24 protein-coding genes and 1 tRNA gene are annotated in these 26,669 nt (G+C 70.8%); 14 read left to right on the top strand and 11 right to left on the bottom strand.

Going from position 1 to position 26,669, the window contains the following annotated elements; translation table 11 throughout:
- Positions 1 to 37: 37 nt before the first annotated feature.
- A complete protein-coding gene (locus KVT45_RS26600) occupies positions 38 to 775 on the top strand; it encodes a Tellurium resistance (RefSeq protein ID WP_217551608.1) in 738 nt (245 codons plus the stop codon).
- Between the two features lie 123 nt (positions 776 to 898).
- On the opposite strand, the gene KVT45_RS26595 is transcribed toward KVT45_RS26600, so the two are convergent.
- Positions 899 to 1,702 carry a TerD family protein gene (locus KVT45_RS26595; protein ID WP_217551607.1) on the bottom strand — a complete coding sequence of 268 codons (804 nt, stop codon included), beginning with the start codon at positions 1,700 to 1,702 and terminating at the stop codon, positions 899 to 901.
- 176 nt (positions 1,703 to 1,878) lie between these two features.
- Here KVT45_RS26595 and KVT45_RS26590 point away from each other — a divergent pair, with 176 nt between their 5' ends.
- The 3 genes from KVT45_RS26590 to KVT45_RS26580 are packed head-to-tail and all read left to right on the top strand — an operon-like array spanning position 1,879 to position 6,463.
- On the top strand, positions 1,879 to 3,051 hold the full coding sequence (locus tag KVT45_RS26590; protein ID WP_217551606.1) for an HpcH/HpaI aldolase/citrate lyase family protein: 1,173 nt from the start codon (positions 1,879 to 1,881) through the stop codon (positions 3,049 to 3,051).
- Between the two features lie 29 nt (positions 3,052 to 3,080).
- Positions 3,081 to 5,651: a phosphoribosyltransferase gene (locus KVT45_RS26585; RefSeq protein ID WP_217551605.1), complete on the top strand. Its 2,571-nt coding sequence runs from the start codon at positions 3,081 to 3,083 to the stop codon at positions 5,649 to 5,651.
- Complete coding sequence (locus tag KVT45_RS26580) at positions 5,651 to 6,463, top strand: HAD family hydrolase (protein WP_217551604.1); 813 nt, start codon at positions 5,651 to 5,653, stop codon at positions 6,461 to 6,463. The genes KVT45_RS26585 and KVT45_RS26580 overlap by 1 nt, the downstream gene beginning before the upstream one ends.
- Here the strand turns inward: KVT45_RS26580 and KVT45_RS26575 are convergent.
- On the bottom strand, positions 6,460 to 6,684 hold the full coding sequence (locus tag KVT45_RS26575; protein WP_089101429.1) for a zinc ribbon domain-containing protein: 225 nt from the start codon (positions 6,682 to 6,684) through the stop codon (positions 6,460 to 6,462). The two genes, KVT45_RS26580 and KVT45_RS26575, sit on opposite strands and share 4 nt — an antisense overlap.
- A 633-nt stretch (positions 6,685 to 7,317) precedes the next feature.
- Here KVT45_RS26575 and KVT45_RS26570 point away from each other — a divergent pair.
- From KVT45_RS26570 to KVT45_RS26560, 3 genes are all read left to right on the top strand, one after another.
- Complete coding sequence (locus tag KVT45_RS26570; RefSeq protein WP_217551702.1) at positions 7,318 to 9,426, top strand: transglycosylase domain-containing protein; 2,109 nt, start codon at positions 7,318 to 7,320, stop codon at positions 9,424 to 9,426.
- Between the two features lie 52 nt (positions 9,427 to 9,478).
- Positions 9,479 to 10,777, top strand: a complete 1,299-nt coding sequence (locus KVT45_RS26565) for a hypothetical protein (protein WP_217551603.1) — start codon at positions 9,479 to 9,481, stop codon at positions 10,775 to 10,777.
- 145 nt (positions 10,778 to 10,922) lie between these two features.
- A complete protein-coding gene (locus tag KVT45_RS26560; RefSeq protein ID WP_217551602.1) occupies positions 10,923 to 12,095 on the top strand; it encodes an amidase domain-containing protein in 1,173 nt (390 codons plus the stop codon).
- Here KVT45_RS26560 and KVT45_RS26555 read toward each other — a convergent pair.
- Both KVT45_RS26555 and KVT45_RS26550 read right to left on the bottom strand, forming a co-directional pair.
- Positions 12,083 to 12,631, bottom strand: a complete 549-nt coding sequence (locus KVT45_RS26555; RefSeq protein WP_217551601.1) for a DUF4383 domain-containing protein — start codon at positions 12,629 to 12,631, stop codon at positions 12,083 to 12,085. The two genes, KVT45_RS26560 and KVT45_RS26555, sit on opposite strands and share 13 nt — an antisense overlap.
- Before the next feature lie 94 nt (positions 12,632 to 12,725).
- Positions 12,726 to 14,117 (bottom strand): hypothetical protein, encoded by a 1,392-nt coding sequence (locus KVT45_RS26550; protein WP_217551600.1) that lies wholly within the window; start codon positions 14,115 to 14,117, stop codon positions 12,726 to 12,728.
- 213 nt (positions 14,118 to 14,330) lie between these two features.
- On the opposite strand from KVT45_RS26550, the gene KVT45_RS26545 reads away from it, so the two are divergent.
- A tRNA-Val gene (locus KVT45_RS26545) sits at positions 14,331 to 14,402 on the top strand.
- A gap of 47 nt (positions 14,403 to 14,449) precedes the next feature.
- Here the strand turns inward: KVT45_RS26545 and KVT45_RS26540 are convergent.
- A complete protein-coding gene (locus KVT45_RS26540) occupies positions 14,450 to 14,779 on the bottom strand; it encodes a hypothetical protein (protein ID WP_217551599.1) in 330 nt (109 codons plus the stop codon).
- 92 nt (positions 14,780 to 14,871) lie between these two features.
- Positions 14,872 to 15,117, bottom strand: coding sequence for a hypothetical protein (locus KVT45_RS26535; protein WP_217551598.1), 246 nt, complete (start codon positions 15,115 to 15,117; stop codon positions 14,872 to 14,874).
- Positions 15,118 to 15,392: 275 nt separating this feature from the next.
- On the opposite strand from KVT45_RS26535, the gene KVT45_RS26530 reads away from it, so the two are divergent.
- The 3 genes from KVT45_RS26530 (at position 15,393) to KVT45_RS26520 (ending at position 18,166) form a co-directional block, all read left to right on the top strand.
- Positions 15,393 to 16,694 carry an RNA-guided endonuclease TnpB family protein gene (locus KVT45_RS26530; protein WP_217551597.1) on the top strand — a complete coding sequence of 434 codons (1,302 nt, stop codon included), beginning with the start codon at positions 15,393 to 15,395 and terminating at the stop codon, positions 16,692 to 16,694.
- A 162-nt stretch (positions 16,695 to 16,856) separates the two neighbouring features.
- Complete coding sequence (locus tag KVT45_RS26525; RefSeq protein WP_217551596.1) at positions 16,857 to 17,507, top strand: isoprenylcysteine carboxylmethyltransferase family protein; 651 nt, start codon at positions 16,857 to 16,859, stop codon at positions 17,505 to 17,507.
- 83 nt (positions 17,508 to 17,590) lie between these two features.
- Positions 17,591 to 18,166 (top strand): hypothetical protein, encoded by a 576-nt coding sequence (locus KVT45_RS26520; RefSeq protein ID WP_217551595.1) that lies wholly within the window; start codon positions 17,591 to 17,593, stop codon positions 18,164 to 18,166.
- Here the strand turns inward: KVT45_RS26520 and KVT45_RS26515 are convergent.
- Positions 18,163 to 19,146: a ketopantoate reductase family protein gene (locus KVT45_RS26515; protein ID WP_217551594.1), complete on the bottom strand. Its 984-nt coding sequence runs from the start codon at positions 19,144 to 19,146 to the stop codon at positions 18,163 to 18,165. The genes KVT45_RS26520 and KVT45_RS26515 overlap by 4 nt on opposite strands.
- A gap of 91 nt (positions 19,147 to 19,237) precedes the next feature.
- Here KVT45_RS26515 and KVT45_RS26510 point away from each other — a divergent pair, with 91 nt between their 5' ends.
- On the top strand, positions 19,238 to 19,468 hold the full coding sequence (locus KVT45_RS26510) for a DUF2277 domain-containing protein (protein WP_217551593.1): 231 nt from the start codon (positions 19,238 to 19,240) through the stop codon (positions 19,466 to 19,468).
- Between the two features lie 50 nt (positions 19,469 to 19,518).
- On the opposite strand, the gene KVT45_RS26505 is transcribed toward KVT45_RS26510, so the two are convergent.
- The 4 genes from KVT45_RS26505 to KVT45_RS26490 all read right to left on the bottom strand — a co-directional run bounded on the left by KVT45_RS26505 (position 19,519) and on the right by KVT45_RS26490 (position 24,753).
- Complete coding sequence (locus KVT45_RS26505; protein WP_217551592.1) at positions 19,519 to 20,133, bottom strand: DedA family protein; 615 nt, start codon at positions 20,131 to 20,133, stop codon at positions 19,519 to 19,521.
- 142 nt (positions 20,134 to 20,275) lie between these two features.
- The gene (locus KVT45_RS26500) at positions 20,276 to 22,168 is read right to left on the bottom strand and encodes an FAD/NAD(P)-binding domain-containing protein (RefSeq protein WP_254647382.1); all 1,893 of its coding nucleotides are present in this window, start codon (positions 22,166 to 22,168) and stop codon (positions 20,276 to 20,278) included.
- Between the two features lie 158 nt (positions 22,169 to 22,326).
- Entirely contained in the window at positions 22,327 to 23,952 is a 1,626-nt protein-coding gene (locus KVT45_RS26495; RefSeq protein ID WP_217551591.1) for an alkaline phosphatase D family protein, read from the bottom strand.
- Between the two features lie 156 nt (positions 23,953 to 24,108).
- On the bottom strand, positions 24,109 to 24,753 hold the full coding sequence (locus tag KVT45_RS26490) for an HNH endonuclease family protein (protein WP_217551590.1): 645 nt from the start codon (positions 24,751 to 24,753) through the stop codon (positions 24,109 to 24,111).
- Positions 24,754 to 25,174: 421 nt separating this feature from the next.
- On the opposite strand from KVT45_RS26490, the gene KVT45_RS26485 reads away from it, so the two are divergent.
- Entirely contained in the window at positions 25,175 to 25,756 is a 582-nt protein-coding gene (locus KVT45_RS26485; protein WP_217551589.1) for a TMEM165/GDT1 family protein, read from the top strand.
- Between the two features lie 231 nt (positions 25,757 to 25,987).
- Complete coding sequence (locus tag KVT45_RS26480; RefSeq protein ID WP_217551588.1) at positions 25,988 to 26,650, top strand: HAD-IA family hydrolase; 663 nt, start codon at positions 25,988 to 25,990, stop codon at positions 26,648 to 26,650.
- Positions 26,651 to 26,669: the final 19 nt, after the last annotated feature.

Genomic DNA, 26,669 nt, shown 5'->3' with positions numbered 1-26,669 from the left:
GCCCTGAAGCGTTGATCCGGAGTCTCTGGGGGCGGGAATGGGTTTCTTCGACGGGCTGCTGGGCGGGAAGGCGGCCGAGTTCGACTCGGGCAGCGCCGCGTCCAACTCCATCGAGCTCACCAGGCGGCACCAGCAGGTGTCCCTCACCAAGCAGGGCGCGGCCACCGGCAACCTGCGGATCAACCTCGCCTGGCGGATGCGGACGTCCGACTTCGACGGCGAACAGCGTACGAGTCTGTTCCGGCACCCCTTCAGGGCGCTCAAGCCGCCGGAGGTGATGGGACACGGGCAGAGCATGGTCAACGTCGACCTCGACCTCGGTGCGCTGTACGAGCTGACCGACGGGAGCAAGGGCGTCGTCCAGCCGCTCGGCGGCCTGCTCGGGGACGTGAACGCACCGCCGTACGTCAAGCTCAGCGGCGACGACCGGTTCGGGTCGGCGTCCGGCGAGACGATGTACGTCAACCTCGACCACCGGGACGACATCAAGCGGCTGCTGGTGTTCGTGTACATCTACGACCAGACGCCGGCCTTCGACCGCACCCACGCGATCGTCACGCTGTACCCGAGCAACGGGCCGCGCATCGAGATAGGCCTCGACGAACGGCATCCGCAGGCCCGGTCCTGTGCGGTCGTGATGATAGAGAACGTGAAGGGCGAGCTGGTCGTCCGGCGTGAGGTGAAGTTCGTGTACGGGTTCCAGGGGGAGCTGGACCGGTTGTACGGGTGGGGGCTGCAGTGGGGGCGGGGTTACAAGACGAAGGTGGAGAAGTAGTCCGCCTACGAGGGTGGGGCGTGCTGTGGGGGCGCGACTGCTGCGCCGTTGTGGTTGCTCGCGCCCACGCGGCGGAGCCGCAGATCGATACAGCCCCGCGCCCCTAGAAGCAGGTGGGCATCCTCAGCGCCCGATGAATTGTGGCCCTTGCGGAGGCAGCCTGAAGTCCGCGTTCGGGACGGTCGCCACCGGGATCGGGGCCGGGGGCGGGTAGCCGTAGCCCGACTGGGGCTGTTGCTGGGTGTACGCGGGCTGCGGGAAGCCGTAGGCCGACGGCTGGGCCGGTGAGGTCGGCTGCGGGTAGCCGTACGCCGGCTGGGTGGGTACCGATGTCGGCTGCTCGGGTGGGAGCGGCATGGACGCCGACGGCTCCTCCAACGGTTCCGACTCGTCCACCGAGATGCCGAAGTCCGTGGCCAGGCCCTTGAGGCCGTTGCTGTAGCCCTCGCCCAGCGCGCGGAACTTCCAGCCCTCGCCCCTGCGGTACAGCTCGCCGCAGATCAGGGCCGTCTCGGCGCCGGTCTCAGGCCTGATGTCGAAATGCGCCAGTGCCTCGGCGTCGGGTGCCGAGGCGTCGTACAGCAGGATGCGCAGGGCGGGTACGTGTTCGAACGGGATGCCGTCCGCCGATGCGACCAGGAGGATTCGGCCGACGTTGGGCTCGACACCGGGAAGATCTGTCTGGATCGTGTCGGTGAGGCCCTCGGCCACCCGCTTCTTGCCGAGCCGCCAGACCTTCCCGGAGGGGTGCCGGGGCTGGTTGTAGAAGACGAAGTCCTCGTCGGAGCGCACACGTCCGTCGGGGCCGAGGAGCAGCGCCGAGGCGTCGACGTCCGGAACTCCCTGCCCGGGCGTCCAGCGCAGCACGGCCCGGACCGTGGTGGCCTCCACCGGGACGTTGGACCCCTTCAGCATCGCGTGCGTCATGCGGTCATACTGCCCTCTCGGTCCTGGTCACGACAACGCGGGGGGCCTCGCGACCGACACAGGCGGGTTACCTGAAATTCATGCCCTGCGGGAACCCCCGACATGGCTTTGTACGTACTATTACCGGCCACCCTTTACCAATTTCACAGGCTCGGCCCACGCCACGGGGGAGTTCTATGCGTCATTTCGGGCACATCGCACCTGAGGTGCGGCAGCGCCTTTTCCATCAGGAGCCGTGCGAGTTCACCGCCGACTCCCCGGCCCGTCTGCTCTCCGCGGCCCTGGGTGCCACGCTGTACAGCCCGGCCACCCGGCCGCGGCTCGCCGACGACATCGTCAAGCAGTCGGCACTCGGCGTGGTCTCGATGGTGCTGTGCCTGGAGGACTCCATCGGCGACGAGGACGTGGTGGCCGGCGAGGAGAACCTCGTCCGGCAGTTCGCCGACCTGGCCGAGCGGGAGCGGGCGGGTGTGGAGCTTCCGCTGCTCTTCATCCGGGTGCGGGAGCCCGAGCAGATCCCCGACCTGGTACGACGGCTGGGCGCGAGCGTGTCGCTGCTGTCCGGGTTCGTGTTCCCGAAGTTCACCGAGGAGCGCGGCATCCCCTTCCTGCAGGCCCTGGACGGCGCCACGCTGAGCAGCGGGCGCCGCTTGTTCGGCATGCCGGTCCTTGAGACGCCCGAGCTGATGTACCGGGAGACGCGCGTGGATGCCCTGGAGGGTATCGCCCGCGCCGTCGACAAGTACCGCGACAAGGTGCTGGCGCTGCGCCTCGGGGTCACCGACTTCTGCTCGTCCTACGGGCTGCGGCGGGCCCCCGACATGACCGCCTACGACGTGCAGATCATCGCCTCCGTCATCGCCGACGTGGTGAACATGCTGGGCCGGGCCGACGGCACCGGTTTCACGGTGACCGGGCCGGTGTGGGAGTACTTCCGGGTCCCCGAGCGCATGTTCAAGCCGATGCTGCGGACCAGCCCCTTCCTGGAGGAGCAGGCCGTGGAACTGCGCAACCGGCTCATCGAGCACGCCATGGACGGCCTGCTGAGAGAGATCTCCCTCGACCAGGCCAACGGGCTGCTCGGCAAGACCTGCATCCACCCGTCCCACGTCATCCCCGTGCACGCGCTGTCCGTCGTCAGTCACGAGGAGTTCTCCGACGCCCAGGACATCCTGCGGCCGGAACGGGGCGGCGGGGGTGTACTTCGTTCGGCCTACACGAACAAGATGAACGAGGTGAAGCCGCACCGCGCCTGGGCCGAGCGGACCATGCTCCGCGCCGAGGTGTTCGGCGTGGCCAACGAGGACGTCGGTTTCGTGGAACTGCTCGCCGCCGGGATACCGGGTTGACGGGCTCCAGGGGACGACACAGGGAACGCATGAACATCGCAGCGAACAACGGGGTCTGGTCCGGCAGCTGGGTCGCCGAGCGGCTCGGCGTCGAGCTCGTGGGCGACGACGGCCTGACGGCCCTCCTCGGCCTCGCCCTGCGCCGCAACCCCAGACGGGCCCACCTCCTGGTCTCCAACGTGCTCGGCAAGCACGTACCGCAGTCGCCGGCGGTGGTGTATGGGCATGGCTTCGCCCTGGGCCGACGGGTGCGGGACCTGCTCGGTGAGCAGGAGGCCCGGCAGGCCGTCGTCCTGGGTTACGCCGAGACGGCCACCGGCCTCGGCCACTCGGTGGCGGACGGGGTCGGCCTGGCCCCCTACCTCCACTCCACGCGCCGCCCGGTCGCCGGGGTCGCCGCGGCCGGCGGCTTCGAGGAGTCCCACTCGCACGCGACCTCGCATCTACTGCTTCCCGAGGACCCGGCCCTGCTCTCCGGCGACGGCCCCCTGGTCCTGGTCGACGACGAGTTCTCCACGGGCAACACGGTCCTGAACACGATCCGCGACCTGCATGCCCGATATCCGCGGAAACGTTACGTCGTGGTGGCTCTGGTGGATATGCGGTCACCGGAGGACGCGGGGCGGCTGACGGCGTTCGCCGCGGAGATCGGCGCGCGGGTGGACCTGGTGGCGGCGGCCTCAGGCACCGTAAAGCTGCCCGAGGGCGTCCTGGAAAAGGGCCAGGAACTGGTGGCTCGGTACGAAGAGAGTGCCGCGACAGGTGATCAGCCGTCCGCAGCGCCGTCGGGGCCGTTCGCGCAGTTCCCCGCGCCCCTAGGGGGTTGGGGGCAACCCTCTCAAGGGGCGCGGGGAACTGCGCGACCAGCCCCCACCCACCCGCACCCGACCGGCGACCGAACCACCCCTCACGTCACCCGCATCGACCTGCACTGGCCCCCCGGCCTCCCCGACGGCGGACGGCACGGCTTCACCCCCGCTCACCGCATACGCCTCGAAACGGCCCTCCCCCTGATGGCGGCCCGGGTCGCCGAAGCGCTCCCCCCCGACGCCCGCCGCGTGCTCACGCTCGGCTTCGAAGAGCTGATGTACGCCCCCCTCAGGGTCGCCCGCGAGCTGGAGGCCCTGGTCGCCGCCGAGGTCCGGTACTCCACCACCACCCGCTCGCCCGTCCTGGCCGTCGACGACCCCGGCTACGCCATCCGCAGCCGCCTCGTCTTCCCGGCCCACGACAACCCCGCCGACGGCCCCGGCGAGCGCTACGCGTACAACGTGGCCGGCGCCGGCTTCGACGCCGTCGTCCTGTTCGTCGACTCGGCCGGCGACACCCCCGAACTGCACGCCCCCGACGGCCTGCTGGACCGGCTCGGCGCGCATGCCCCGCACGTCCTGCTCGCGGTTGTACCGTCGTACGTCCCCGCGCTGACCGAAGAGAGCCCCGCCATGCTGCCCGAGCCCCTCCGCGGCCCCGCCTTCTCCTCGTACCCGGCGGAGGACGTCGGCTGGCTGCTCCAGGACCTCTCGGACGTCACGCTGGAGGCGCCGACCGAGGAGCGCGAGGAGGCGATCCAGAGCGGCGGCGCGCACTACGCCGAGTCGCTGCCGGTCGAGTACCAGCCGAGCGAGCGGTACCAGGCCCTCTTCCACGCCGCCCTGGACACCTCGGCCGCGCGGATCGCGCAGGCGGTCGGCGTCGTCACCGAGACCGTGCTGGCCGAGCGGTCGCCGCGGCCGGTGCTGGTGTCGCTGGCACGGGCCGGCACCCCGGTGGGCGTGCTGATGCGCCGCTGGGCGCAGTTCCGGTACGGCCTCGACCTGCCGCACTACGCCGTCTCGATCGTGCGCGGCCGCGGCATCGACGCGAACGCGCTGCGCTGGCTGGCCGCCCACCACGACCCGCGGGACGTCGTCTTCGTGGACGGCTGGACCGGCAAGGGCGCCATCACCCGGGAACTCGCCGACGCGGTCGAGGAGTTCGAGCAGCGGGCGGGCGTCTCCGGGTTCGACCCGGAGATCGCGGTGCTCGCGGACCCCGGGTCGTGCGTGCGGACGTACGGCACCCGGGAGGACTTCCTGATCCCCTCCGCGTGCCTCAACTCGACCGTCTCCGGGCTGATCTCGCGGACCGTGCTGCGGGCCGACCTGGTGGGTCCCGACGACTTCCACGGCGCGAAGTTCTACCGCGAGCTGGCCGGCGCCGACGTGTCGGTGGCCTTCATCGACGCGGTCGTGGCGCGGTTCGCCGAGGTGGTCGACTCCGTGGACGCCGCCGTGAAGGAGCTGGCCGTCGCCGACCGCACGCCGACCTGGGAGGGCTGGGCGGCCGTGGAGCGGATCAGCGAGGAGTACGGCATCCACGACGTGAACCTCGTCAAGCCGGGCGTCGGCGAGACCACCCGGGTGCTGCTGCGCCGGGTGCCCTGGAAGATCCTGGCGCGGGCCGGGGCGGGCGCCGACCTCGACCATGTGCGGCTGCTTGCGGAGCAGAGAGGGGTGCCCGTGGAGGAGGTCGGCGAACTGCCGTACACCTGTGTCGGGTTGATCCACCCCAAGTACACGCGCGGGGCGACCGGTGCCGACGGCAGGGCGGTGAACGTCTGATGGCGGTGCTCGTCGCGAGCGACCTCGATCGCACGCTCATCTACTCGGCGGGTGCCCTGGCGCTGACCATGCCGGACGCGCGGGCGCCCCGGCTGCTCTGCGTCGAGGTGCACGAGAGCAGGCCGCTGTCGTACATGACGGAGACGGCCGCGCAGCTGCTGGCCGAACTGGGGGACGCGGCCGTCTTCGTGCCGACCACGACGCGGACCCGCAAGCAGTACGAGCGGATCAACCTGCCGGGGCCCGCGCCGAGGTACGCCATCTGTGCCAACGGCGGGCATCTGCTGGTCGACGGGGTGTCCGACGCGGACTGGCACGGACGGGTGCTGGCGCGGCTGGCCGACGAGTGCGCGCCGCTGGACGAGGTGCGGGCGTATCTGGCGGAGCACGCCGATCCGCTGTGGCTGCGCAAGCAGCGGGTCGCCGAGGACCTGTTCGCCTACCTGGTCGTGGAGCGGGAGCTGCTGCCCGAGGAGTGGGTGAAGAGCCTCGCGGTGTGGGCGGAGAACCGCGGCTGGACGGTCTCGTTGCAGGGACGGAAGATCTACGCCGTGCCGAAGCCGCTGACGAAGAGCGCGGCCATGCGGGAGGTCGCGAGCCGGACCGGGGCCGAGCTGACGGTGGCCGCGGGGGACTCGCTGCTGGACGCCGACCTGTTGCTGGCCGCGGACTGCGGCTGGCGGCCGGGGCACGGGGAGCTGGCCGACGCCGGGTGGACCGGGCCGGCCATCGCCGCACTGCCGGAGCGAGGGGTGCTCGCCGGTGAGCGAATCCTGCGCGAATTCCTGAAGACGGTCCGTACGGCGGGTTAGCCGCAGCAACCGCCGCCGCAACAGCCCCCACCGGAGGCGGCGGGGGCGCCGGAGCCGGTGGCGGGCGCGGACGCCGAGCCCCCCACCGCCACCGTCGACAAGAGCTTTACCGTGTCTTGATGCCCTTCCGGGCATGCTGCCGGAGCCGATGACTCGGCCATGGGGCGGGACAGTTCGAAGGTGTCGCCGCAGGTGCGGCAGCGGTACTCGTAGCGGGGCATGAGGGACAGGCTAGCGGCAGTGATGCGGGAGTGATGGGCATCACTTCACCTCAGAATTTCATGAGTGTTCCTTTCTGTCCGATACTTGTGCGGAGATTTTGAAAAGATCGCTGATAATTTGAGCTGGCCGCGAGGAGCCGAAAGACCGGGGGAAGAGGGGGGCTCGTAGCGCCGCGCCCACCGCGGCCCTGCCCCCCGTCGTGTCCGACCGCGCGCGCAAGACCGAGTGCGAGGGGAGACGCAGTCGTGACGGACGCATCGGAGCGGACGGGCGACCCGGAGGGCGGCCGTGACCGGGCCGGATCCCGGGATCAGAAGCCGTTCGAGCCGGACGCGACCCTGCATCTGAACGTCGACGCCCTGCGCGCGGAGCATGCTCTGTGGCAGAAGGGCGACGACGCTCAGCGTGCGCAGGAGGTCGCGCGGCGGAAGGCCGAGGCGCTGTGGAAGGAGCTGCACGCCCTGCGGGCCGCCGAGGCCGACGCCGCGCAGGCGGGGGAGGGCGAGGGTGCGCGCCGCGGCGCGGGCGACGACCCGGCGCCCGGTAAGGGAGCGCGCCGGAAGAAGCCGGACCTGCCGGTGCATGACGAGACCCTGCATCTGAACGTGGGCGCCCTGCGGGCGGACGTCACGATGCAGATCCGGGTGCCCGAACAACGGCAGCCGGAGCCGGAGTCGGCGGCCTCGGGCGGCCGTGCCGAGCGGCGGCGCAGCGCACGGCCCTCCCCGCGGGAGCGTGTCGTCGGCGTCTGGGGCCGGATCGGGGCTCTCGTGGGGCCCCGCATCGAGCCCCTGCTGCCCTACGCGCGAAAGCTGCGGCCGATGTACCCGCGTCCCGGCCGGGCCGGCTGGCGGCGCTGGGTGCCGTCCTGGCGGCAGTGGCTGGGGGCCTGGCTGGGGAGCATCGGGCTGACCGGGCTGTTCCTCGTGGTGGCCTACGCGGCGACGGACATTCCCAGCAACCTCAACACGTACGCCACCCAGCAGGACAACGTCTACTTCTGGTCCGACGGAACGCCGATGGCCCGGACCGGCTGGGTGCAGCGGCAGGACATGCCGCTCAAGGACATACCCGTGGACGTGCGCTGGGCGGTGCTCGCGGCCGAGAACGAGAGTTTCTACTCCGACCCCGGTATCTCGGTCAAAGGCATAGCCCGGGCCCTGTATCGCACGGTAGGCGAAGGGGACACCGAGGGCGGCTCGACCATTACCCAGCAATACGTGAAAAACGTCTATCTCACGCAGAACCAGACGGTGAGCCGGAAATTCACCGAGGCGATGATCTCCCTCAAGCTCGACAACAAGATGAGCAAGGACCAGATCCTGGAGGGCTACCTCAACACCAGCTGGTTCGGCCGGGGGACGTACGGCATCCAGCGCGCCGCCCAGGCCTACTACGGCAAGGACGTCGGCCAGCTCAACGCCAGCCAGGCCGCCATGCTCGCCGGACTGCTCAAGGGGGCCGGGCTCTACGACCCGACGCTCAGCAAGGCCAACCACAAGCGGGCGGAGGAACGCTGGTCCTGGATCCTGGACCGGATGGTCAAGATAGGCAAGCTGTCGCCGACCGAGCGGGCCAAGTACACGAAGTTCCCCGAACCGATCGCGACCAACAAGGTTTACGACACCGGCAACCAGAGCGACTACCTCGTGGAACTGGCGCAGCAGTACGCCAAGAAGTCCGCCCATATCTCTGACAAACAGTTCGACCTGGGTGGATACCAGATCTACACGACCTTCGACCGGAAGAAGGAAGGCACCCTCACCAAGGCCGTGACCAAGGCCCGCAAGGACGCCAAGGCGAGCGACCCCAAGAACGCCGCGGCCGCCCACTACGGCGCAGCCTCGGTCGCCACCGACGGCCGGATCGTCGCCGTGTACGGCGGCCCCGACCACCGGACACAGGGCTACAACGAGTCCAACGCCACCACCGTCCCGGCCGGCAGCTCCTTCCTGCCCTTCGTCTACGCGGCCGGGCTGCAGAACGGCATCCACAAGGAACGCGGCGGGGCCGCCACCGACGTCCTGCCCGAGACGCTCTACGACGGCGACGACAAGGTCCCGGTCACCACACCCGACGGACCGTACTGGGACCGCAGCGGCAAGAAGGTCTACGCGAAGAACGACGACGACAAGTCCTACGGGCAGATCAGCCTCGCCAACGCCCTCGCCCAGTCGGTGAACACCCCGTTCATGCAACTCGGCGTGGACACCGGACTCGACAAGGTGCGCTCCACCGCGGTGGCCTCCGGACTGCTCTCCGAGAGCATGGGACCCCAGGTGCCCGCGCTCTCCATGGGCAGCTCCACACCCAGCGCGATCCGGATGGCGAACGGATACGCCACGTTCGCGGCCGGCGGCGACCACACCGAGCCGTACTCGGTCTCCAAGATCACCCGCAACGGCCGCCGGGTCGCCATGGACACCCCCCGGCCGACCCGCGCGGTCCGCGACGACGTGGCCGAGGACGTCGAGCAGGCACTCACCGAATCGTTCCGCCTGGCCCATCCGACCACCGCGCTGACCAACGCGGCGGCCGGGAAGGCCGGCAGCACGTACGCCGGCGGCAACGACACCGCCGCCTGGTACACCGGCACGCTCTCGAAGGTGACGACGTCGGTCGTCGTCTACCGCATCGACCTGAACAAGTCCCTGGAGCCGCTCCCGCTCAAGGGAATCGCCGGATCCGGCACCGACAACGTCCCTTACACGGTCTGGGCACAGGCCATGGGCCTCGACTGACCCCCGAGGCCCCGACGCTCCCCACGCCACCCACCCGCAGAATGAGCCGAGCATGAAGCCCCGCACGAAGCAGACAGCCGGCGGTCACCGCCGCAAGGCGCCCGCCCGTGACCGCCGTCCAGCCCGCCCGGAGGTCATGACCCTGGCCGCCTTCCTGGTCGTGGCCTCCCTCGTCGCGGGCTATCTGGTGCTCACCAGACAGGACGACACCGCGCCCACCGCCGCCGGGACCGCCAAGGCCTCCCCGTCGGCTTCGGCCTCACCGAAGTGGGACGGCAAGACCAAGATCCTCGGCGACGGCTCGACGTCGTACACCGGGCCGCAGAAGGACCAGTTGAAGCCCGAGAAACTCAAGCCGGGCGAGAAGCCGCCCCAGTTCGTCGTCTTCTCCTGGGACGGCGCGCTGGAGGGCTCCGACCATCTCTTCTCGCACTACCGGGAGATGGCCAAGGAGTACAACGCCCACATGACCTTCTTCCTCACCGGCATCTACCTGCTGCCCAAGAGCAAGAAGACCCTCTACACCGGGCCGATGCACCAGCCCGGCGACGCCGCCATCGACTACGCCACCGACGAGCACATCCGCACCACCCTGGAGCAGCTCCGCGAGGCCTACAACGACGGCAACGAGATCGGCACCCACTTCAACGGCCACTTCTGCGAGAAGAAGGGCGGCGGCGACTGGAGTGTCGAGCAGTGGAAGAGCGAGATCGACCAGTTCTACAAGTTCGCGGAGAACTGGAAGACCAACACCGGCTTCAAGGACATCCCCGCCCTGCCCTTCGACTTCAAGCAGGAGGTCGTCGGCGGCCGCGCCCCCTGCCTGGAGGGCCAGCCGAACCTGCTGAAGGCCCTGCAGAAGTACGGCTACAACTGGAAGTACGACGCCAGCTCCCCCGGCGACTTCCAGATATGGCCCTCGAAGAAGGACGGCCTCTGGAACTTCCCGCTGGAGATGCTCCCCTACCCCGGCGGTGACTACCAGGGCCTGTCCATGGACTTCAACTTCCTCTACAACCAGTCCAACGGCGAGACCGACGGCGACCCCTCCAAGTACGCCGAATGGGAGCAGCAGACCGCCGAGTCCTACATGGACGGCTTCAACCGCGTCTACTACGGCAGCCGCGCCCCCCTGTTCATCGGCAACCACTTCGAGGACTGGAACGGCGGCATCTACATGAAGGCCATCGACCAGATCATCCCGAAGATATGCACCAAGAAGGGCGTCAAGTGCGTCTCCTTCAAGGAACTCGCCGACTGGATGGACGCCCAGGACCCGGCGACCCTCGCCCGGCTGCGCACCCTGGACCCCGCCCAGGCCCCGTCGGACTGGTCGAGCATCGTGAAGTGAGCGCCGTACCAACTCCTGGCGGGCGGTTCAATTCGACGCGGCAGCAAGCGGATTCCAATCGTGCAACCCCCTTCACAGGAGTCACACACGCCGTGCGAAGATGCCGTCGCCCGGTAGAGGTGTACCGGCGTAGAGGGGAACATCATTGAAATCCAGAAAACTGAGCCGTAAGCGCAGCCGTGCGGCCATAGTCACGGCGGCGGCCGCCTCGGTCGTCGCCGGCGTCGCCCTCGTGCCCAACTGGAGCGCGGGCGCGGCCGTCGTCGACGACCCGACCGTGGACGCCGCGACCAAGGCGACCTTCCAGAAGCTGGCCGACGCGGTCTTCACCGACCGCACCCAGGCCCTCGTGCAGGGTGCTTCGCAGAAGCAGCAGACGTCCCGCTTCTCCGGCGACGTCCGGCTCTCCAGCACCCAGTCGCGCGACGAGAACGCGGCGCTGACCCAGCTGCGCGGCCGCCAGAACAGCATCGCCAAGGCAGGCGAGACGTACAACGCCGGCAGCACCCAGGTCACGCTCGACGCGACCCGCGTGACCGGCCGCACCGCCAAGGCCGACGTCACCGAGACCACGACGCTGACCTACGCCAAGGCCGCCGGCGGCACGCCGAAGACCACCGGCTTCCAGGCCCACCACGAGCTGACCTTCAAGGCGGACCAGCGGGGCACCTGGCAGCTGACGAACATCCAGGACACCGACGAGGGCGGCCTCGCCGTCAACACGCTGTCCAAGCCCTCGGTCAAGGCGCCCGCCACCCCCGACGACGGCAACACCACGCCGGACGCCCCCCGCGCGGCCACCACGCGCAACCCGGCGGCCGTGCCGAAGACGCTCACCGGTGGTACGTACGACTACAAGGCGATGGCCACCTACGCCGAGACGTACTGGAACAACTACAACACGGCCTACCCGAACTTCAACGGGCACGCGGACGGCGGCGACTGCACCAACTTCGTCAGCCAGTCCCTGAAGGCCGGCGGCTGGAAGCACGTCCCGGGCTACGTCTACGACTACACGAAGTGGTTCGGCACCGCCGACATCCAGTCCGACTCGTTCGTCGGCGTCAACGAGTGGTCCTGGTTCGCCCAGAACTCCAAGCGGACCACCCCGCTCGCCAACGTCTACCAGGCGGAAGTCGGCGACGTCATCCAGATGGACTTCGACCGGGACGGGTCGAAGGACCACACGATGATCGTCACGTACAAGGCCAACGGCATCCCGTATGTGACATACCACTCCAACAACACCTACCGCAGGTCGCTGGCGAGCCTCATCGCGTCGTACCCGAACGCGTACTACTACGCCTACCGCACCTGAGCCTCAGGCTCGGCCCGCTGCTCCGCCTCGGGGTGGCGGGCCCGCCAGTACGGGTTGTCGTGCGGCAGGTTCGTACTCACCCTGCCGTACATCCCGAACACCATCAGCACGAGGCCCACCACGAAACTGAACAGCACGTTCTGGATCTTGAAGGCAAGGAAGTCCGACTCCGTGTCGAGCAGGCCCAGGAACAGGAAGCCGTTCAGGATGAACAGCACACCCAGCACCATGTTCAGCGTGGACGCGAAGTTCCCGCCGATCACCATCCCGACGAACAGCAGCAGCCCGACACAGATCGACAGCACGCTCAGCGCACCGTTGGTGTTCAGACCGATCGCGCTGTTCCCGCCCGTGTCGAAGAAGCCGATGTTGTTGGTCAGTCCGAGGATCCCGAACGCCAGCAGGAACAGGCCCATCAGGCCCGCCCCGATCCGGTAGACCCGGTTCAGGCGGTGGTCGACGGGCAGTGCCTCGTCGAAAACGATCCGCCGCCGCGAGGTCCCCGACGTCCCCGAGTGCGCTGCGTGTGAGGCCATCTCCGCCTCCCATCTGGATTGCGGGCCTGGATTGCGGGCCTGGATTACGGGCCGCCCTCCCAATATCCGCCCGCACCGAGGGGACGGCAACGGCTCACAGACGACCGGTGCCCCGGTCCTCCCGGATCTGCGCCACCGCCCGCGCCACCGACTGCCGCACCGCCTCCGTCTCCGTCAGGAAGTGCCAGTAGTCGGGATGCCGCCCCTCCAGCGTCCCCACCGCCCGGTCCAGCCGCGCCACCGCGTCGTCCAGCAGCCGCGCGTGCCGCGGATCCGGACTGGTCCGCCCGGCCATCGCCAGCCGCTGCGCGTCCCGGATCGCGAACCGCGTCCGCTCGATCTCCGCCTGCGGATCCTTCTGCACGGCGTTGAGCCGGCTCAACCGGTCACCGGCGGCCGAAACCGCCTCGTCCGTACTGTTGAGCAGCGCCCGCACGGTGGACAGCAGCGAGGCGGCGTCCGCCCACTTCTGCGCGTCCCGCGCGGCCTGCGCCTCCCGCAGCTTCACCTCGGCCTGCCGGACGTTCTCCACGGCCTGCTGCGGCACCTGCTGCAGATCCTGCCAGCAGGCCGCCGAGAACCGCCGCCGCAGCTCGCTCAGCACCGGGTCCACCTGCCCGGCCCGGGTGGTCAGCGCCTGCGCCCGGGTCCGCAGGCTCACCAGCCGGTGATCGATCTCCGCGGCCTTCTCCGGCAGCCGCTCCGCCTCGACCCGGATGGCCTCGGCCTCCCGCTGCACCCGCCCGGCCCGCTCCAGCGTCGCCTGCACACCGTGCTGCCCCGCACCCTGGTTGAGCCTGGTCAGCTCAGGCGACAGCGCGACCAGCCGGGCCGCCAGCTCATCGGCCCTGATCTGCGTCTTCCGCACGGCATCGAGCGCGTTGCTGGCCGCCAGCAGCGCCTGCCGGGCCCGCTCCACGGCGGGCGCCAGCCGCGCCAACTGCGTCTCGGCCTTGCCCAGCAGCGGCCCCAGCGACTCCCCGAACCGGTCCAGCTCCCCCTTGACCCGGACCAGCTCGTCCTTGGCCCCGGAGATCTGCCCACGCGCCCGCGCCGCGACCCCGGCCTCCAGATCGTCCCGGTCCAGGTCATAGGCGTCGATGGCCTCGATGTACCGGTTGCTCACCTCGTCGATCCGCCGCCCCAGCGCCTCGAAGTCCGAGACGGCACGACGGGCCGCAGGCGAGTCGTCGACGGCGGAGATGGTCTCTATCGAGATCCGCAGATCCCGCTGGGCGGTGTCCAGCTCGTAGAACGCGGCGGCCGCGGCGTCCTTGGCCGCCTGCGCCTCCGCCCGCTGACTCTCCGCGCGCCCCCCGAACCACCGCCGCGTCCCGCCACCGGCGAACGCCCCGGGCACCACCAGCACGGCCAGCAACGGCAGGCTCACGAGAGTGAGAGCATCCCGAAGCGGCGTGCGCCGGGCCCGTACGGGAGGCGAGTACGACCGCTCGGATACCGCCGAAGTCGCCGATGTCCCCGTCACTTCTCCCTCTCCCGTACCGCGGTGCGCCCTGTGTCCTGGCGGTTGCTGCAATTCTCCCACTCGTGAAAGACGAACACACGAGCCGGTCAGTTCGCGGTTCGGGCGATCACCCGGTCACATTCGGCACGACCGGCCGGCGACGGTACGCGAGGCCGGTCCGGATACGGGTTTGCGGGACAGCGCCCCTGGCAATGTAGGCTGTCGACTCGTCTCGGGTGCGTAGCTCAGTGGTAGAGCGCCTGCCTTACAAGCAGGATGTCGGCGGTTCGAAACCGTCCGCGCCCACGTGACGAGAGGACCCCGGCCGATGCGGCCGGGGTCCTCTTGTGTTCTCAGTCCTTCTCGTGCGCGTGCTTGAGGCTGCTTCGGGCGTCCATGCGGTCCGGTGCCGTGACCTCCGCCCAGAAGCGGTGGCCGCTGACGAACACCGCGAGTTCGTGCTCGCGGCGGCGCAGCTTCTCCACCTCGGCCTGTTCGTCCTCGGTCCAACCTGGAGAGGCGGGGCGCTCCACCTTGCGCCAGCCGCCCTCGTCGCTGAATCCGTCCAGCGGCACGACCGACCAGGGGAGCCGCTTCAGCAGGGCCGACAGCTCGGCCCGGACCTGATGCAGCTCCTCCTGACCGGCGAGGAGGTCACTCGGAAAGTCATAGGTCGCAGCCACGCGGCAATGGTACGCCTGTTCGATTTTAGGTGGCGAGTTTGTTCGTGGGGTTCATGTGTTCGATGCGCGCGCGGTGCCGTCGGATCGCGTCGTCACGCGCCGCCCCAGAGGTCGATCACCGCCGCCAGGCAACCCCCGGTGACCAGCCCCTGCACCACCGCCGTGACCCACATCCGTGCGCTCCACGCCGCCGCCGCGATGATCCCCGCGCACAGCGTGAGGCCTCCAAAGCACGCCAGCGGGACCCACGCCGCCCCGGACGTGCCGAGCGTCAAAATGGCCAGGGCCCCGAACACCGCGACCGCCTCGAACACCACCATGGCCACCGCCGCGATCACGTCCCCGGCCCACCTTGTTCTGGGGCAGGGCGCCCGGTCCTTCAGAGCCGGGGTGAATATCCGTTCCCGCGGAGCGAGGCACGGGAAGCCGAATCGCCGTCAGGGCGATTCGGCATCGCCGTCCATGGCGCTGAGGGCGGCCACGCACAGGCGGTGGTGACAGGGAGCCGAGTATCCGGTGGCCGACCGGGTCGGCAGCCGGGAGCGGTCACTCACTCGGGTGATGGTGATCGATTGTGTGCGCGGGTGGGGAACGTGGTGGCTAGGTTCGCGGCATGTCACGTTTCCGGATGTTCCCGACGCCTGTGCAGGCGGAGCAGATGCTGCTGCACTGTGCGCATGCCCGGTACGTCTGGAATCTGGCCGTGGAGCAGCATGCGCACTGGAAGCCGGGCCGCAGGTCTGCGCCCGGTTTCGTGGAGCAGTGCCGTCAGCTCACCGAGGCCCGCAGGGACAATGAGTGGCTGGCCGCGGGGAACGCGGACGTGCAACAGCAGGCTTTGAAGGACTTCGCCCAGGCCAGGAACGCCCGCTTCACCTCCGGTTTCGGTGAGCCGACCTGGCGCAGGAAGCACCAGCACGAGGGCTTCCGCGTCATCGGCACCGACCGTCTACCCGAATACGAGTCGAACGGCTGCCCGAGGCTGAACCAGAAGACCGGCAAGCAGGTCATGGGCCGCTCTGTGGTCGTGCGGAAGCTCAACCGGCGGTGGGCGCAGGTCAAGGTCCCCGGCTGTGGCTGGGTCCGCTTCCGCCTCAGTGCCAAAGGCAAGGGTGCGCGGCTTCCTGCTGCGAAGACGTTCCGGGTGACGTACCGCAACGGTCAGTGGCACATCGCGTTCGCGGTCGTCCCCGAGCCGGTTCCCGCGCCCGGCACGGGTGAGGTCATCGGTATCGACCGGGGCGTGACCATTACGGCGGCGCTGTCGGGCGGGCGCAAGCTGAACTGCCCACAGCTCACGGTCAGGGAGCGGGCACAGATCCGCAAGCACCAGCGGCGCGCGGCCCGGGCTCCGAAGGGCAGTGCTCTCAAGGCCGCCGCGTACGCGAAGGTCGCCGGGCTCAAGGCCCGTGAGGTGAACCGGCGCAAGGACTGGTGCGAGAAGACCAGCACCCTGCTCGCCCGCAGCTACGACGTGATCCGGTTCGAGAAGCTGAACATCAAGAACATGACCCGCTCTGCGAAGGGAACCGTGGAGCAGCCCGGCGTGAACGTCCGGCAGAAGGCCGGGCTGAACCGGGGCATCCTCGCCCAGGGCTGGGGTCTGCTGAGGCGGCGCACGGAGCAGAAGGCTCCGGGCCGGGTCGAGGACGTTCCCGCGCCGTACACGAGTCTGCGGTGCAGTGCCTGCGGTTGGATCGAGAAGAAGTCGCGCAAGAGCCAAGCCGACTTCGTCTGCGTGTCCTGCGGGTTCACCTGCAACGCCGATGAGAACGCAAGCATCAACGTCGCGGCAGGACAGGGCGGGATCCCCCGCCCCCGGCAAACCGCCGGTGCCGGAGGGGCGACAACGGCAACCTGCCGTCCGAGCGCCCGTGAACCCCAACCCACCTGGGTTGGAATCCCCCTCTTTTAGGAGGGGGAGGATGTCAACGCGGCAGCGTCTCCCGGAGCCCGCAGACTCCGTCAGTCCCGCCCCCATACCGAGACCGGACCGGGACTCGACCGGTGGGTGGAGGCCCTGTCCATCGACCCGTGGGTGGTGGTGATCGACCGGGTGCCGGAGGAGCCTTGAGGCATGGGATCACTGCACTCGGTACTTGTCGTTCTCACCGGCGTCTGCGTTCTGGCCTTCGTCGTGGCCTGGATCGCGGGTGCTGTCTACTTCGGCTTGAAGAGCCAGGCCGGTGCGCGCGGCTGGGTGCGCGGACTGCGCCGCACGCTGCCCCGCCGGGTTCTGCTGGTCGTCGGCGCGTGGTTGTTCTCCTGGCTGGTCGGGCACACCGCCGGGTTCTGGCACCGTCTGCAGTACTGGCAGCCTGAACTCGCCCTCCTGGGCGCCCTGCTCGCCGTCGCCTCCACCACTCTGCTGCTGTGGGCCCGCTGGGTCCTGGGCACGATGTGGGCCAGCGTCCCGACGGTCCAGGAGCATCACGAACTGCGTACGGACGGGCCCTACCGGCTGGTCCGCCATCCCATATACACCGGCCTGCTGGGACTGGTCGTCGGCGCCATGCTGGCCTGCGGCTTCGGCGTCTGGACAGCCGCCCTGGCGGTCGCCGTCCCGTGGCTGCTGAGCCGGGTGCGGACCGAGGACGCCCTCATGGCCGGCCGGTTCGGGGCCGCCTACGACGCCTACCGCGCTCACGTCCCGGCACTCGTACCGTGGATCCGGCCGACACGGGTCCGTCCCTGCCGCGGTGACGCGAGCGGCAGCCCAGGGATGTAGGTGGGAGACTCCGCTACGGTCGGTGCGGCACGAAGCGGACGGTCAGGTGTTCCCGCCGGGCGGGAGAACGGAGCGAGGACAGGATGAGCGGGCAGCGGCAGCCGGCGTTCGTGAAGGTGTGCGGGCTCACCCAGGAGCAGCAGATCGACTGGGCCGTCGAGCTGGGATACGACGCCGTCGGGATCGTCGTGACCCCGAAGAGCAAGCGGTACTGCCCGCCGGAACGGGCCGTGGCGCTCGCCGAACACGCCAGGGGACGGATCACCGTCTTCGCCGTGGCCCTGACCCACGCCGAGACGGCCGCGGTCGCCGGGCACTTCGACACCGTCCAGATCTACGAGACGGCCGACATCCCGAACCTCGCCCTCGCCTCCGGCACCCCGCCCGGGAAGCCGGAGGCGCTCCAGTACTTCTTCTACGACGCCAGCGCCGGCAGCGGCGTGTTCGAGGACATCCCCGACTGGGTCGGCGAGGTGCCGGGGAAGGTGGTGATCGCCGGCGGCCTCGACGAGCACAACGTGGCCGGTGTCATCGAGGAGTTCGGGCCCTACGGCGTGGACGTCTCCAGCAGCGTCGAGACCGCGCCGGGGGTCAAGAGCCGCGAGAAGATGGCCGCCTTCGTCGCCGCCGCCCGAACCCCCGGGCGCGGCAGCCGCTAGCGTCCGGCCTCGCGCAACTCCCTGACGATGCGTGCCGTCACCGGCACGGGTACGCCGTGCCGGTCCGCCGCGCGCAGCAACGCGCCCCCGATCGCGTCGAGTTCGAGCGGGCGGCCGGCCTCCGCGTCGCGTTGCATCGAGGACTTGGTGGCGGGCGGGAAGGCGTCGTAGCGGGCCAGTGCCCGGGCCGGGTCGACGGGGGCGCCGCAGGCACGGCTGACCGCCGCCGTCTCCGCGACGAGGGACGCCAGTTCCTCGCGGTGCCGGGTGCGGGCCTCGCCGAGGGGGAGGGCGTAGCGGGTGGTGAGAAGGGCGAGCGGGGCGAGGAACGCCATCTTCGCCCAGAGGGTGGTGGTTTCGTCGTCCAGGACGCGGGTGGCCGGGCCGGCGGCGATGAGGGCTTCGGCCAGGGCCTCCAGACGGGGGCGGGGGACCTTGGCGCCGGTCAGGTCGATCTCCGCGAAGGGGCTGGTGTGTTCGACCAGGCCGGGGGCCGTGCGGGTCGACTCGACGCGGATCACGGACGGGGCCACGCGGTCCGGGGCGTAGCGGGCGCGCAGCAGCGCGGGGTGTTCCACGCCGTTCAGGAACGGTACGAGGAGGGCGTCGCCGAGGGCCGCGGGCGGGATCCGGGTGAGGGCCGCGTCCAGGGCGGTGGCCTTGACGGTGACCAGGCAGGCGTCGACCGGTTCGCGGAGGGCCGTGTCGGCCTCGACGGGGGCCGTGAAGTCGCCGAACAGGGGGCTGCGGACGTGGATGCCGGTGGTACGGAGCGTGTGCGCCGTTTCCTCGCCCGCGAGGCAGAGGACGCGGTGGCCGGAGCGGGAGAGCAGGGCCGCGAGCAGGCCGCCGACGCCGCCGGGGCCGAGGACGGCGACGCTGAGGCGAGGGGCGGAGACATCCGGGGTGTCCGGGCCGTTCGGCGTGTCAGGGCCGTTCAGGCTGTCCGGGGTGTCCGGGCCGTTCGGGCTGTTCGGCATGGAGTTGTCCTCTCGTCGGTCGGCCCCGGGAGTGGTGGCCGCCTCGGGAAGATCCTCGCAGGAAGGAGGGGGGCTGCGGGAGACTGGGGACATGTGCCGGAGTATCAAGACCCTGCGTCCGCCTCAGCTGGCCGAAGAGGCCACGGAGGAGGAGATCCGTGCTGCCGCGTTGCAGTACGTGCGGAAGGTGTCCGGGTTCCGGGCGCCGGCCGCGCACAACCGGGAGGTGTTCGAGCGGGCGGTGGACGCGGTCGCGGAGGCCACCGCCGCGTTGTTGGGGGGACTGGAGGTGCGGGGGCAGGGGGCCGTGGGTGGGGGCTGAGGCAGGGGGTGGGGACGCTTACCGGCGCTTGCCGGGGGGCGCGGCATGGTTCAGGCAGGGCGTCTTCGCATCAGGTACCCCGCGCCCGCTCCCGCGCCGAACAGGGCCGCCACCGATACCGCCGTCGCCATCCAGGTCGCGCCCAGCCACTGGGCGCCCAGCCAGCCGAGGGCGACGCTGTAGATCGCCCAGGTCAGGCCTGCCAGGGCGGACCAGGGGAGGAAGTCGCGGACGCTGCGGTGGGTCGCGCCGGCGCCGAGGGAGACTATCGAGCGGCCGGCCGGGGCGAAGCGGGCCAGTACCACCAGCGCGCCGCCGCCTCGGGACAGGGCCTCGCCGAGACGTTCCTGCGCGCTGCTGAGCCGTCGGGAGCGGGCGATGGCGCGGTCCAGGCGGGCCCCGCCGCGCCGGGCCAGCCGGTAGGCGACCAGGTCGCCGAGGACCGACGCGGCGGCCGCGCAGAGGGTCAGCCCCAGGATGTCCGCCAGGGCGTGCGGCGTGACCTGTCCGGCCGACGCTCCGGTGCCCGCCGCCGCTGCGGTGGCCGCGGTGATGACGAGCACCCCGCTCGGCAGGACCGGCAGGAACACATCAAGCAGCACGGAGAGGGCCACCATGGCGTATATCCATGGCCCGGCCTCCAGCGAGCCCATGCTTTCCCACACGACGGTTCCCCCGCGATTGTCCTGTTGCGCCCCCCGACGACAGCCATACAGCGTACGCGGGGGGTGTGACAGGAGTGTCACGGGGGCTTCGTATGTTCGGCAAAGGGTTATCGCGGGAGGGTCGGGCATGTGTCGTGCGGTGTCATACGGTGACCGGTGTGTTCCGTTCGGCCGCCGTCGGCCGTTCCGGGGCCGCCTCCGGCCGTGATTCCGCCGCGGCGGCCGCGGCGATACGGAGTACCGCCCGCGCGATCGCGTCGGCGTCCGACAGGGTCACCGAGTCCACGCCCGGCCGGGCCCCCGCCGCGGTCACCCAGTGCACCCCTTCCGTGGGCACCCCGAAGGCGAACCGCCGTGCGTGCGGGCGGCCGTGACGGCCGATGAGGCGGTACGGGCGCGGTGTCACGTCGACGCCGCCGGTCTCGTGGCCGTCCGCCACGTGCGGGCGGCACGCGCCCTCGCGGAGCAGTCCGGCCAGCAGCGCGTCGGCGGTGCGGCGCAGGTCCGGCTCGGGGAGGCGGGCCTCGACAAGGGTGGTCACCCGGACCGCCGAGCCGGGTATTTCGGGGGAGCGGGCCACCCAGGCGCCGTCCGCGAGGTCCACCTCCAGCCCCGGACCCAGCACTTCCACCACGCCCGCCGCCAGCAGCGCGGCGAACTCCTCGATACGGCGGCGGGGCGGGCCGATGGACAGGAAGGCGTTGAGCGGGGTGTACCAGCCGTCCAGATGGGCGCGCCGGGAGGCACCGGCCAGACCGCCGTGGTCGACGATCAGCCGTATCTCGTTGCGCAGGTCGCGCAGCACGTCCAGGGCGGCCTTGAGCGGGCCCCGCACATTGCCGAGGGCGGCCTGTGCCGCGTCCTCGCGCAGATACCCCAGGAGCCAGGCCCGCCACTGCTCGGGACCGGTGAACCTCCGCTCCCTGTACGGGTGCTGGAGCCGTTCCCAGGACCAGCGGTCCGGTTCCGGCACGCCGTGGGCGTCGAGTACGGCCGTCTCCGCGCGCCGGCCGTCGGCCGCGAGGAAGCGCTCGGTGAACTCCGGGTCGCCGGTCAGGGCCGCGTAGTAGACCGTCTCCACCTCCTTGGCGACCAGTGGCCAGATCTCCGCGAGGAAGTCGGGCGCCGCGCCGGAGTCCGCGCGTCTGCGGAAGCCCGCGATCACCTCGGGGGTGAGCAGGAGCGGGGTGTGGCGGCCGTACGGGCCCTTGGCGTTGTCGCCGCGTGCCTGGTACGGGATGCCGCGCCGGGAGCCCGCGTACAGGCGGGGCTCGCGGCCGGAAGGGGTGTAGCGCAGGGCGCCGTCGGGGGTGCGGGTGAAACGGCCGCCCCGGCCGGTGGTCAGCAGGGCCAGGTGGTCGAAGAAGTTGAGGCCCAGGCCGCGCAGCAGTACCGGTTCGCCGGGCGCGAGCGGGGTGAGGTCGACGTCGGCCGGGTTGGCGGGCGGGATGTGCCGCAGGCCGTGCCGGGCGGCGTGGGCGGAGAGCCGGCGTCGCTCGGCGGACGCCGTCGTCGGGAGGTGGCCCTGGGCCAGCACCACCGCCGCCAGGCCGGGCAGCGTGCGGCCGTCGTCCAGAGTGAGTGTCTGGTGGCCGTCGGGGGCGTCGTCGAGCCGTACGGCGCGGGCGCGGTGCGTCTCGACGCGGACCGCCGCCGGTGCCCGGGAGAGCGTCCGCGCGAACACCCACTCCAGGTAGCGGCCGTAGTGGGCGCGGGTCGGGTAGTCGTCGGGGCCCAGCTCACCGGCCGCCCACGCGTGCAGGCTGGGGCCGGGCAGGACGGGGCCCGCGCAGTCCACGCTGTCGTCGGTGAACAGGGTGACCTGGCTCGCCACGGTGTTCATCAGCAGCTCCGCCGGCTGCGTCGTACGCCAGACCCGGCCGGGGCCCGGTGGTGCCGGGTCGATCACATGGACCGTGAGGCGCCGGCCCGGGGGGAGCAGTTCGGGGGCGGAGGCGCAGAGGCGTTCCAGGACGCTGGTGCCGCGCGGGCCGGCGCCGACCAGGGCGACGGAGACGGGTGGGGAGGAGGACAAGGACGTGACTCCCGGGCGGGTGGGGGGCGCAGGGCAGGAACACCGTCCGCACGGGATCAGGAAGCGGACGGTCCGCCTCATCATGCCGTCGCGGTTAACAGTTGCCAACGTGCGCCCCACGCACCCCAGTTGTCCCTCAGATGTCCTTCAGTCGTCCCTCATGGGGTGGTGAGGACGGACTCCTGCACGGTCTCCAGGGTCCCGTTCCGCCGGGCCCGTTCCAGCCGCAGCCGGGCCGAACGGCCGTGCAGCGTCAGCGTCATGAGCTGGTTGCCGAACCACGGTCCGCCCCTCTTCCGCCATGTCACCGGCGGTCGCGCACAGCGCCCGTGCCGGGCGAACCGCCGTCCGAGGAACCGGGCGAGGGCGCTCCAGCCGAACCGGAAGCCGACCCGGATCGTCGGCGGCACGGAGTTGTGGACGGGGGAGCAGGTGAGTTGCAGCACACGGGAGTCGGGGGCGGCTCCGGCGGGCCACGCGGGCTCGGCGACGTACGCGTGATGGACGTCTCCGGAGAGCACGCAGATGGAGGCGGGCGCTCCGGGCCCGGAGCCGGTCCGGGCGAACAGGGCGGTCAGCTCGGCGAAGGACTCGGGGAAGGCCGCCCAGTGCTCCAGGTCGGCCGCGCGGCGCAGTCGTTCCCCGAACTCCGCCCAGCGGGCGCCGCGTTCGCCCCGGCACAGCGCCGCGTCCCAGTTCTCGACGTCGTGTATCAGGTGCGGCAGCAGCCAGGGCAGCGAGGTGCCGACCAGGAGATGGTCGTACGACTCCCGGCCTTCCAGGGCCTGTTCGCGCAGCCACTCGGCCTCGCCGGGGTCGAGCATGGCGCGGCTCTGCTGGTCCAGCACCCGCGCCGCCCGGGTGTCCACCATCAGCAGCCGTACCCGCCCGAAGTCACGCCGGTAACTCCACCGCACCGAGGCCGGATCGGCGTCGGCCCCGGCGGCGAAGGCGCGCAGTTCCTCGGTGCCGTCGGGAGCGGAGCGCACGGCCGCGTACACCGGGTCGGCGGCCAGTTCGGCCGGCGAGAGGTTGCCCAGGTGCTGATGGACCCAGTACGACATCAGCCCGCTCAGCAGCCGCTCCTGCCACCAGGGGGTGGCGCGCAGGTCGGCCAGCCAGGCCGCGGAGGTGTTCCAGTCGTCGATGACGTCGTGGTCGTCGAAGATCATGCAACTGGGCACGGTGGAGAGCAGCCAGCGCACCTCGGGGTCCAGCCAGGACTCGTAGTAGAGGCGGGTGTACTCCTCGTAGTCCGCGACCTCGGCGCCGGGTGCCTCCGCGAGGTCGCGGCGGGCGGCCAGCCAGTGCCGGGTGGCCGCCGAGGTCTCGTCGGCGTACACCTGGTCGCCCAACAGCAGCAGCACGTCCGGCCGTTGACCGCCGGCGGCGATGCGCGCGGCCAGGCTGTCCAGGGCGTCCGGGCCGACCGGGTCGTGGCCGTCGGCCGGCGGAGCGGCCCAGCGGCAGGAGCCGAGGACGACGTCGAGGCTGTCGCCGGCCGCCGGGCTGCGGATCACCGAGGGCGGGAAAGGGGAGTCGGGCAACGGCCACACGTGCGTGCCGTCCAGGAGGACGTCGTACGACGGTGACGTCCCCGGAGTCAGACCGGTGACCGGGACCAGGGCGTAGTGGTGGCCGGCCACCTGGAAGGTGCGCGCGGTGCCGCCGGCGCCGTCCGCGCAGCGCACCTCGGCGGTGCACGGACGGCTCGCCTCGACCCAGACGGTCGCCGACGAGCCGTCGGTGTACCTCAGCAGCGGTCCCAGGCGCAGTCCGGCCACGATCGCTCCGCTCTCCTCCTCGGTCGGTTCGCCTCCGTCGCCCCGTACGGTACGGAACGACGGAGGCCGGCGGGGAGGTGCCGACGCCGGAAAGAGAGCGGAGCGTGGCCGGAACGCGAGGGAAGCGGGACCTCGCGGCTGCGGTCGCCGGCTGGTTCAGCAGGCGGAGAGGTAGCTGGTGAGCGCGGTCTTCTCGGCGGAGTCCACGGAGAGGTTGTAGTAGTACTTCACCTGGACCCAGGCGCGGACGTAGGTGCAGCGGTAGGACGTGAGCGACGGCATCCAGGTGGCCGGGTCCTGGTCGCCCTTGGACTGGTTGACGTTGTCCGTGACGGCGAGCAGCTGCGGGCGGGTGACGTCGTTGGCGAAGGCCTGGCGCTGGGCCGTGGTCCAGTTCCGGGCGCCGGAGTCCCAGGCCTCGGCCAGCGGGACCAGGTGGTCGATGTCGACGTCGGAGGCGGCGGTCCAGGTGGCCCCGTCGTACGGGGAGTACCAGCTGCCGCTGGTGGAGACGCAGGCGGAGTCGGTGACGACGTTCGTACCGTCCCGCTTGAGGATGTACTCGCGGGTGTTGCAGGTGCCGCTGATGGTGATCCAGGTCGGGAACAGGTCTCGCTCGTAGCCGGTCCTGACCTCGGTCGCGACGGTGAGGGAGGCGAGGTAGGTGCGGGCGGTGGCGGCGCTGACCGGGGTGGGGAGGGCGGCGGAGGCGCTCGGGGAGTTGAACAGTGCGACGGAGGCTATGAGACCGGTAAGAGCCGCGAGTATGCTGGCTCGTCGACGCGCGTAGAACTTCGGCATGCGAACTCCCTGGTGGGGGTGGGGTGTTGGAGCACGAGCGAGGGAATGCTCGCGCTCCCGTGTTGCCGATGGGTGAGCGTTCGGTAAGAAACTAGTGACGTGTTCATGACACGACAAGGCGTGCGACGTGACTCACAGGTGGGAGCTCCGGCCTTGGGATCGATGGCTCGGTCACGTACTCTTGACGGCGTTGAAGGGGAGTAGCTCTTCGCCGGACCGTCGACATACTGCTCAGCTCGTCTGAGCCGGCGCCCGGAGGCGGATCTCGGCCATCTCGGTCAGGGGGCCGCCAGCGAGACCTTCGGCAAGCAGTGCACGCCCGTGCCGTACGGCACGGGCGATCGTGTGTGCTGCCGTGCCGAGGTGTTCGTCTGCGAAGTGCGGTGCTCTCGGTGGGGCGGCCCCGACCGATTGAGGACCCTTGATCAGCATCACCGTGACGGCGCTCGTCTTCGGCGTCATCTTCCTCGCCGAGCTGCCCGACAAGACCGCGCTCGCCGGCCTCGTCCTGGGCACGCGCTACCGGGCGTCGTACGTCTTCGCCGGTGTCGCCGCGGCCTTCCTGCTGCATGTCGTGCTCGCCGTCGCGGCCGGCAGTGTCCTGACCCTGCTCCCGCAGCAGATCGTGCACGCGCTGACCGGGGTGCTCTTCCTCGGCGGCGCGGCGGTGCTGCTGCTGAAGAAGGGTGAGGAGGAAGAGGAGATCCGCAAGCCGGCCGACCAGTCCTTCTGGAAGGTCGCCGGCACCGGTTTCATGCTCATCATGGTCGCCGAGTTCGGGGACCTCACGCAGATCATGACGGCGAACCTCGCGGCCCGCTACGACGACCCGATCTCCGTCGGCCTCGGCGCGGTGCTCGGCCTGTGGGCGGTGGCCGGACTCGGCATCGTCGGCGGCAAGGCGCTGATGAAGAAGGTGCCGCTGCGGCTGATCACGCAGATCGCGGCGGTGCTGATGCTGGCGCTGGGCGTGTGGAGCCTGTGGGAGGCGATCGCGGGCTGAGCCGGCCGGGCCCTGGACGGCCAGGGACTCCCCGCGGCCCGCTGTGGCCCGCTCCGGTCCGATCGGCCGAGCTGAAGACTCGGTGAACGGTCGGCGAAGGCGGTGGCGGGATCGGCGTTCTGTTTTGTACCGTAGAGAAACAAAGTGGCTCCCGCCCGTTTTCCCTGACCGGCGGGCGGGGCCGCCTTGTTCTTCCCGGCCTGCTTTCGGCCCGTGTATAGGAGCTGCCTGATGACGGCCACCGTCCTCACCGCCCGCGCCCTCCTGCTCGACATGGACGGCACCCTCGTCAACTCCGACGCCGTCGTGGAACGCATCTGGCGGCGCTGGTCCGAGCGGCACGGGCTGGACGGCGACGAGGTCATGAAGGTCGTCCACGGGCGCCAGGGGCATGCGTCCATGGCGGTGCTGCTGCCGGACCGGCCGGTGAAGCAGAACCTCGCGGACAACGCGCGGATGCTGGCGGAGGAGACGGCAGACGTGGACGGCGTGGTGGAGGTCCCGGGCGCCGCGGCCTTCCTCGCGTCCCTGGCGGGGCTGCCGCACGCGCTCGTGACCTCGGCGGACGTGGCGCTGTCGACGGCGCGGATGGCCGCGGCCGGGCTGCCGCTGCCGGCGGTGCGGGTGACCGCGGAGTCGGTGGGCGCCAGCAAGCCGGACCCCGAGGGCTTTCTGAAGGGGGCGGCGGAGCTGGGGGTCGCTCCGGCCGACTGCGTGGTGTTCGAGGACTCGGGCGCGGGGATCGCGGCGGGGCGGGCGGCGGGCATGCGGGTCGTGGGCGTCGGGGCGCGGGCCGGGGTGCACGGGCCGGATGCGGTGGTGCGGGATCTGACGGCGGTGCGGGTGGAGGCGGTGCCGGACGGGTCACTCCGGGTGCACGTCGGCGGGGCCTGAGGGGGGACGCTTACCGGCG

It is taken from the genome of Streptomyces sp. GbtcB6, from assembly GCF_019091475.1.
GTDB classification, from domain to species: Bacteria; Actinomycetota; Actinomycetes; order Streptomycetales; family Streptomycetaceae; genus Streptomyces; species Streptomyces hyaluromycini.
The sequence above is the reverse complement of the archived record's forward strand: the minus strand, read 5'-3'. Positions and strand labels throughout refer to the sequence as shown.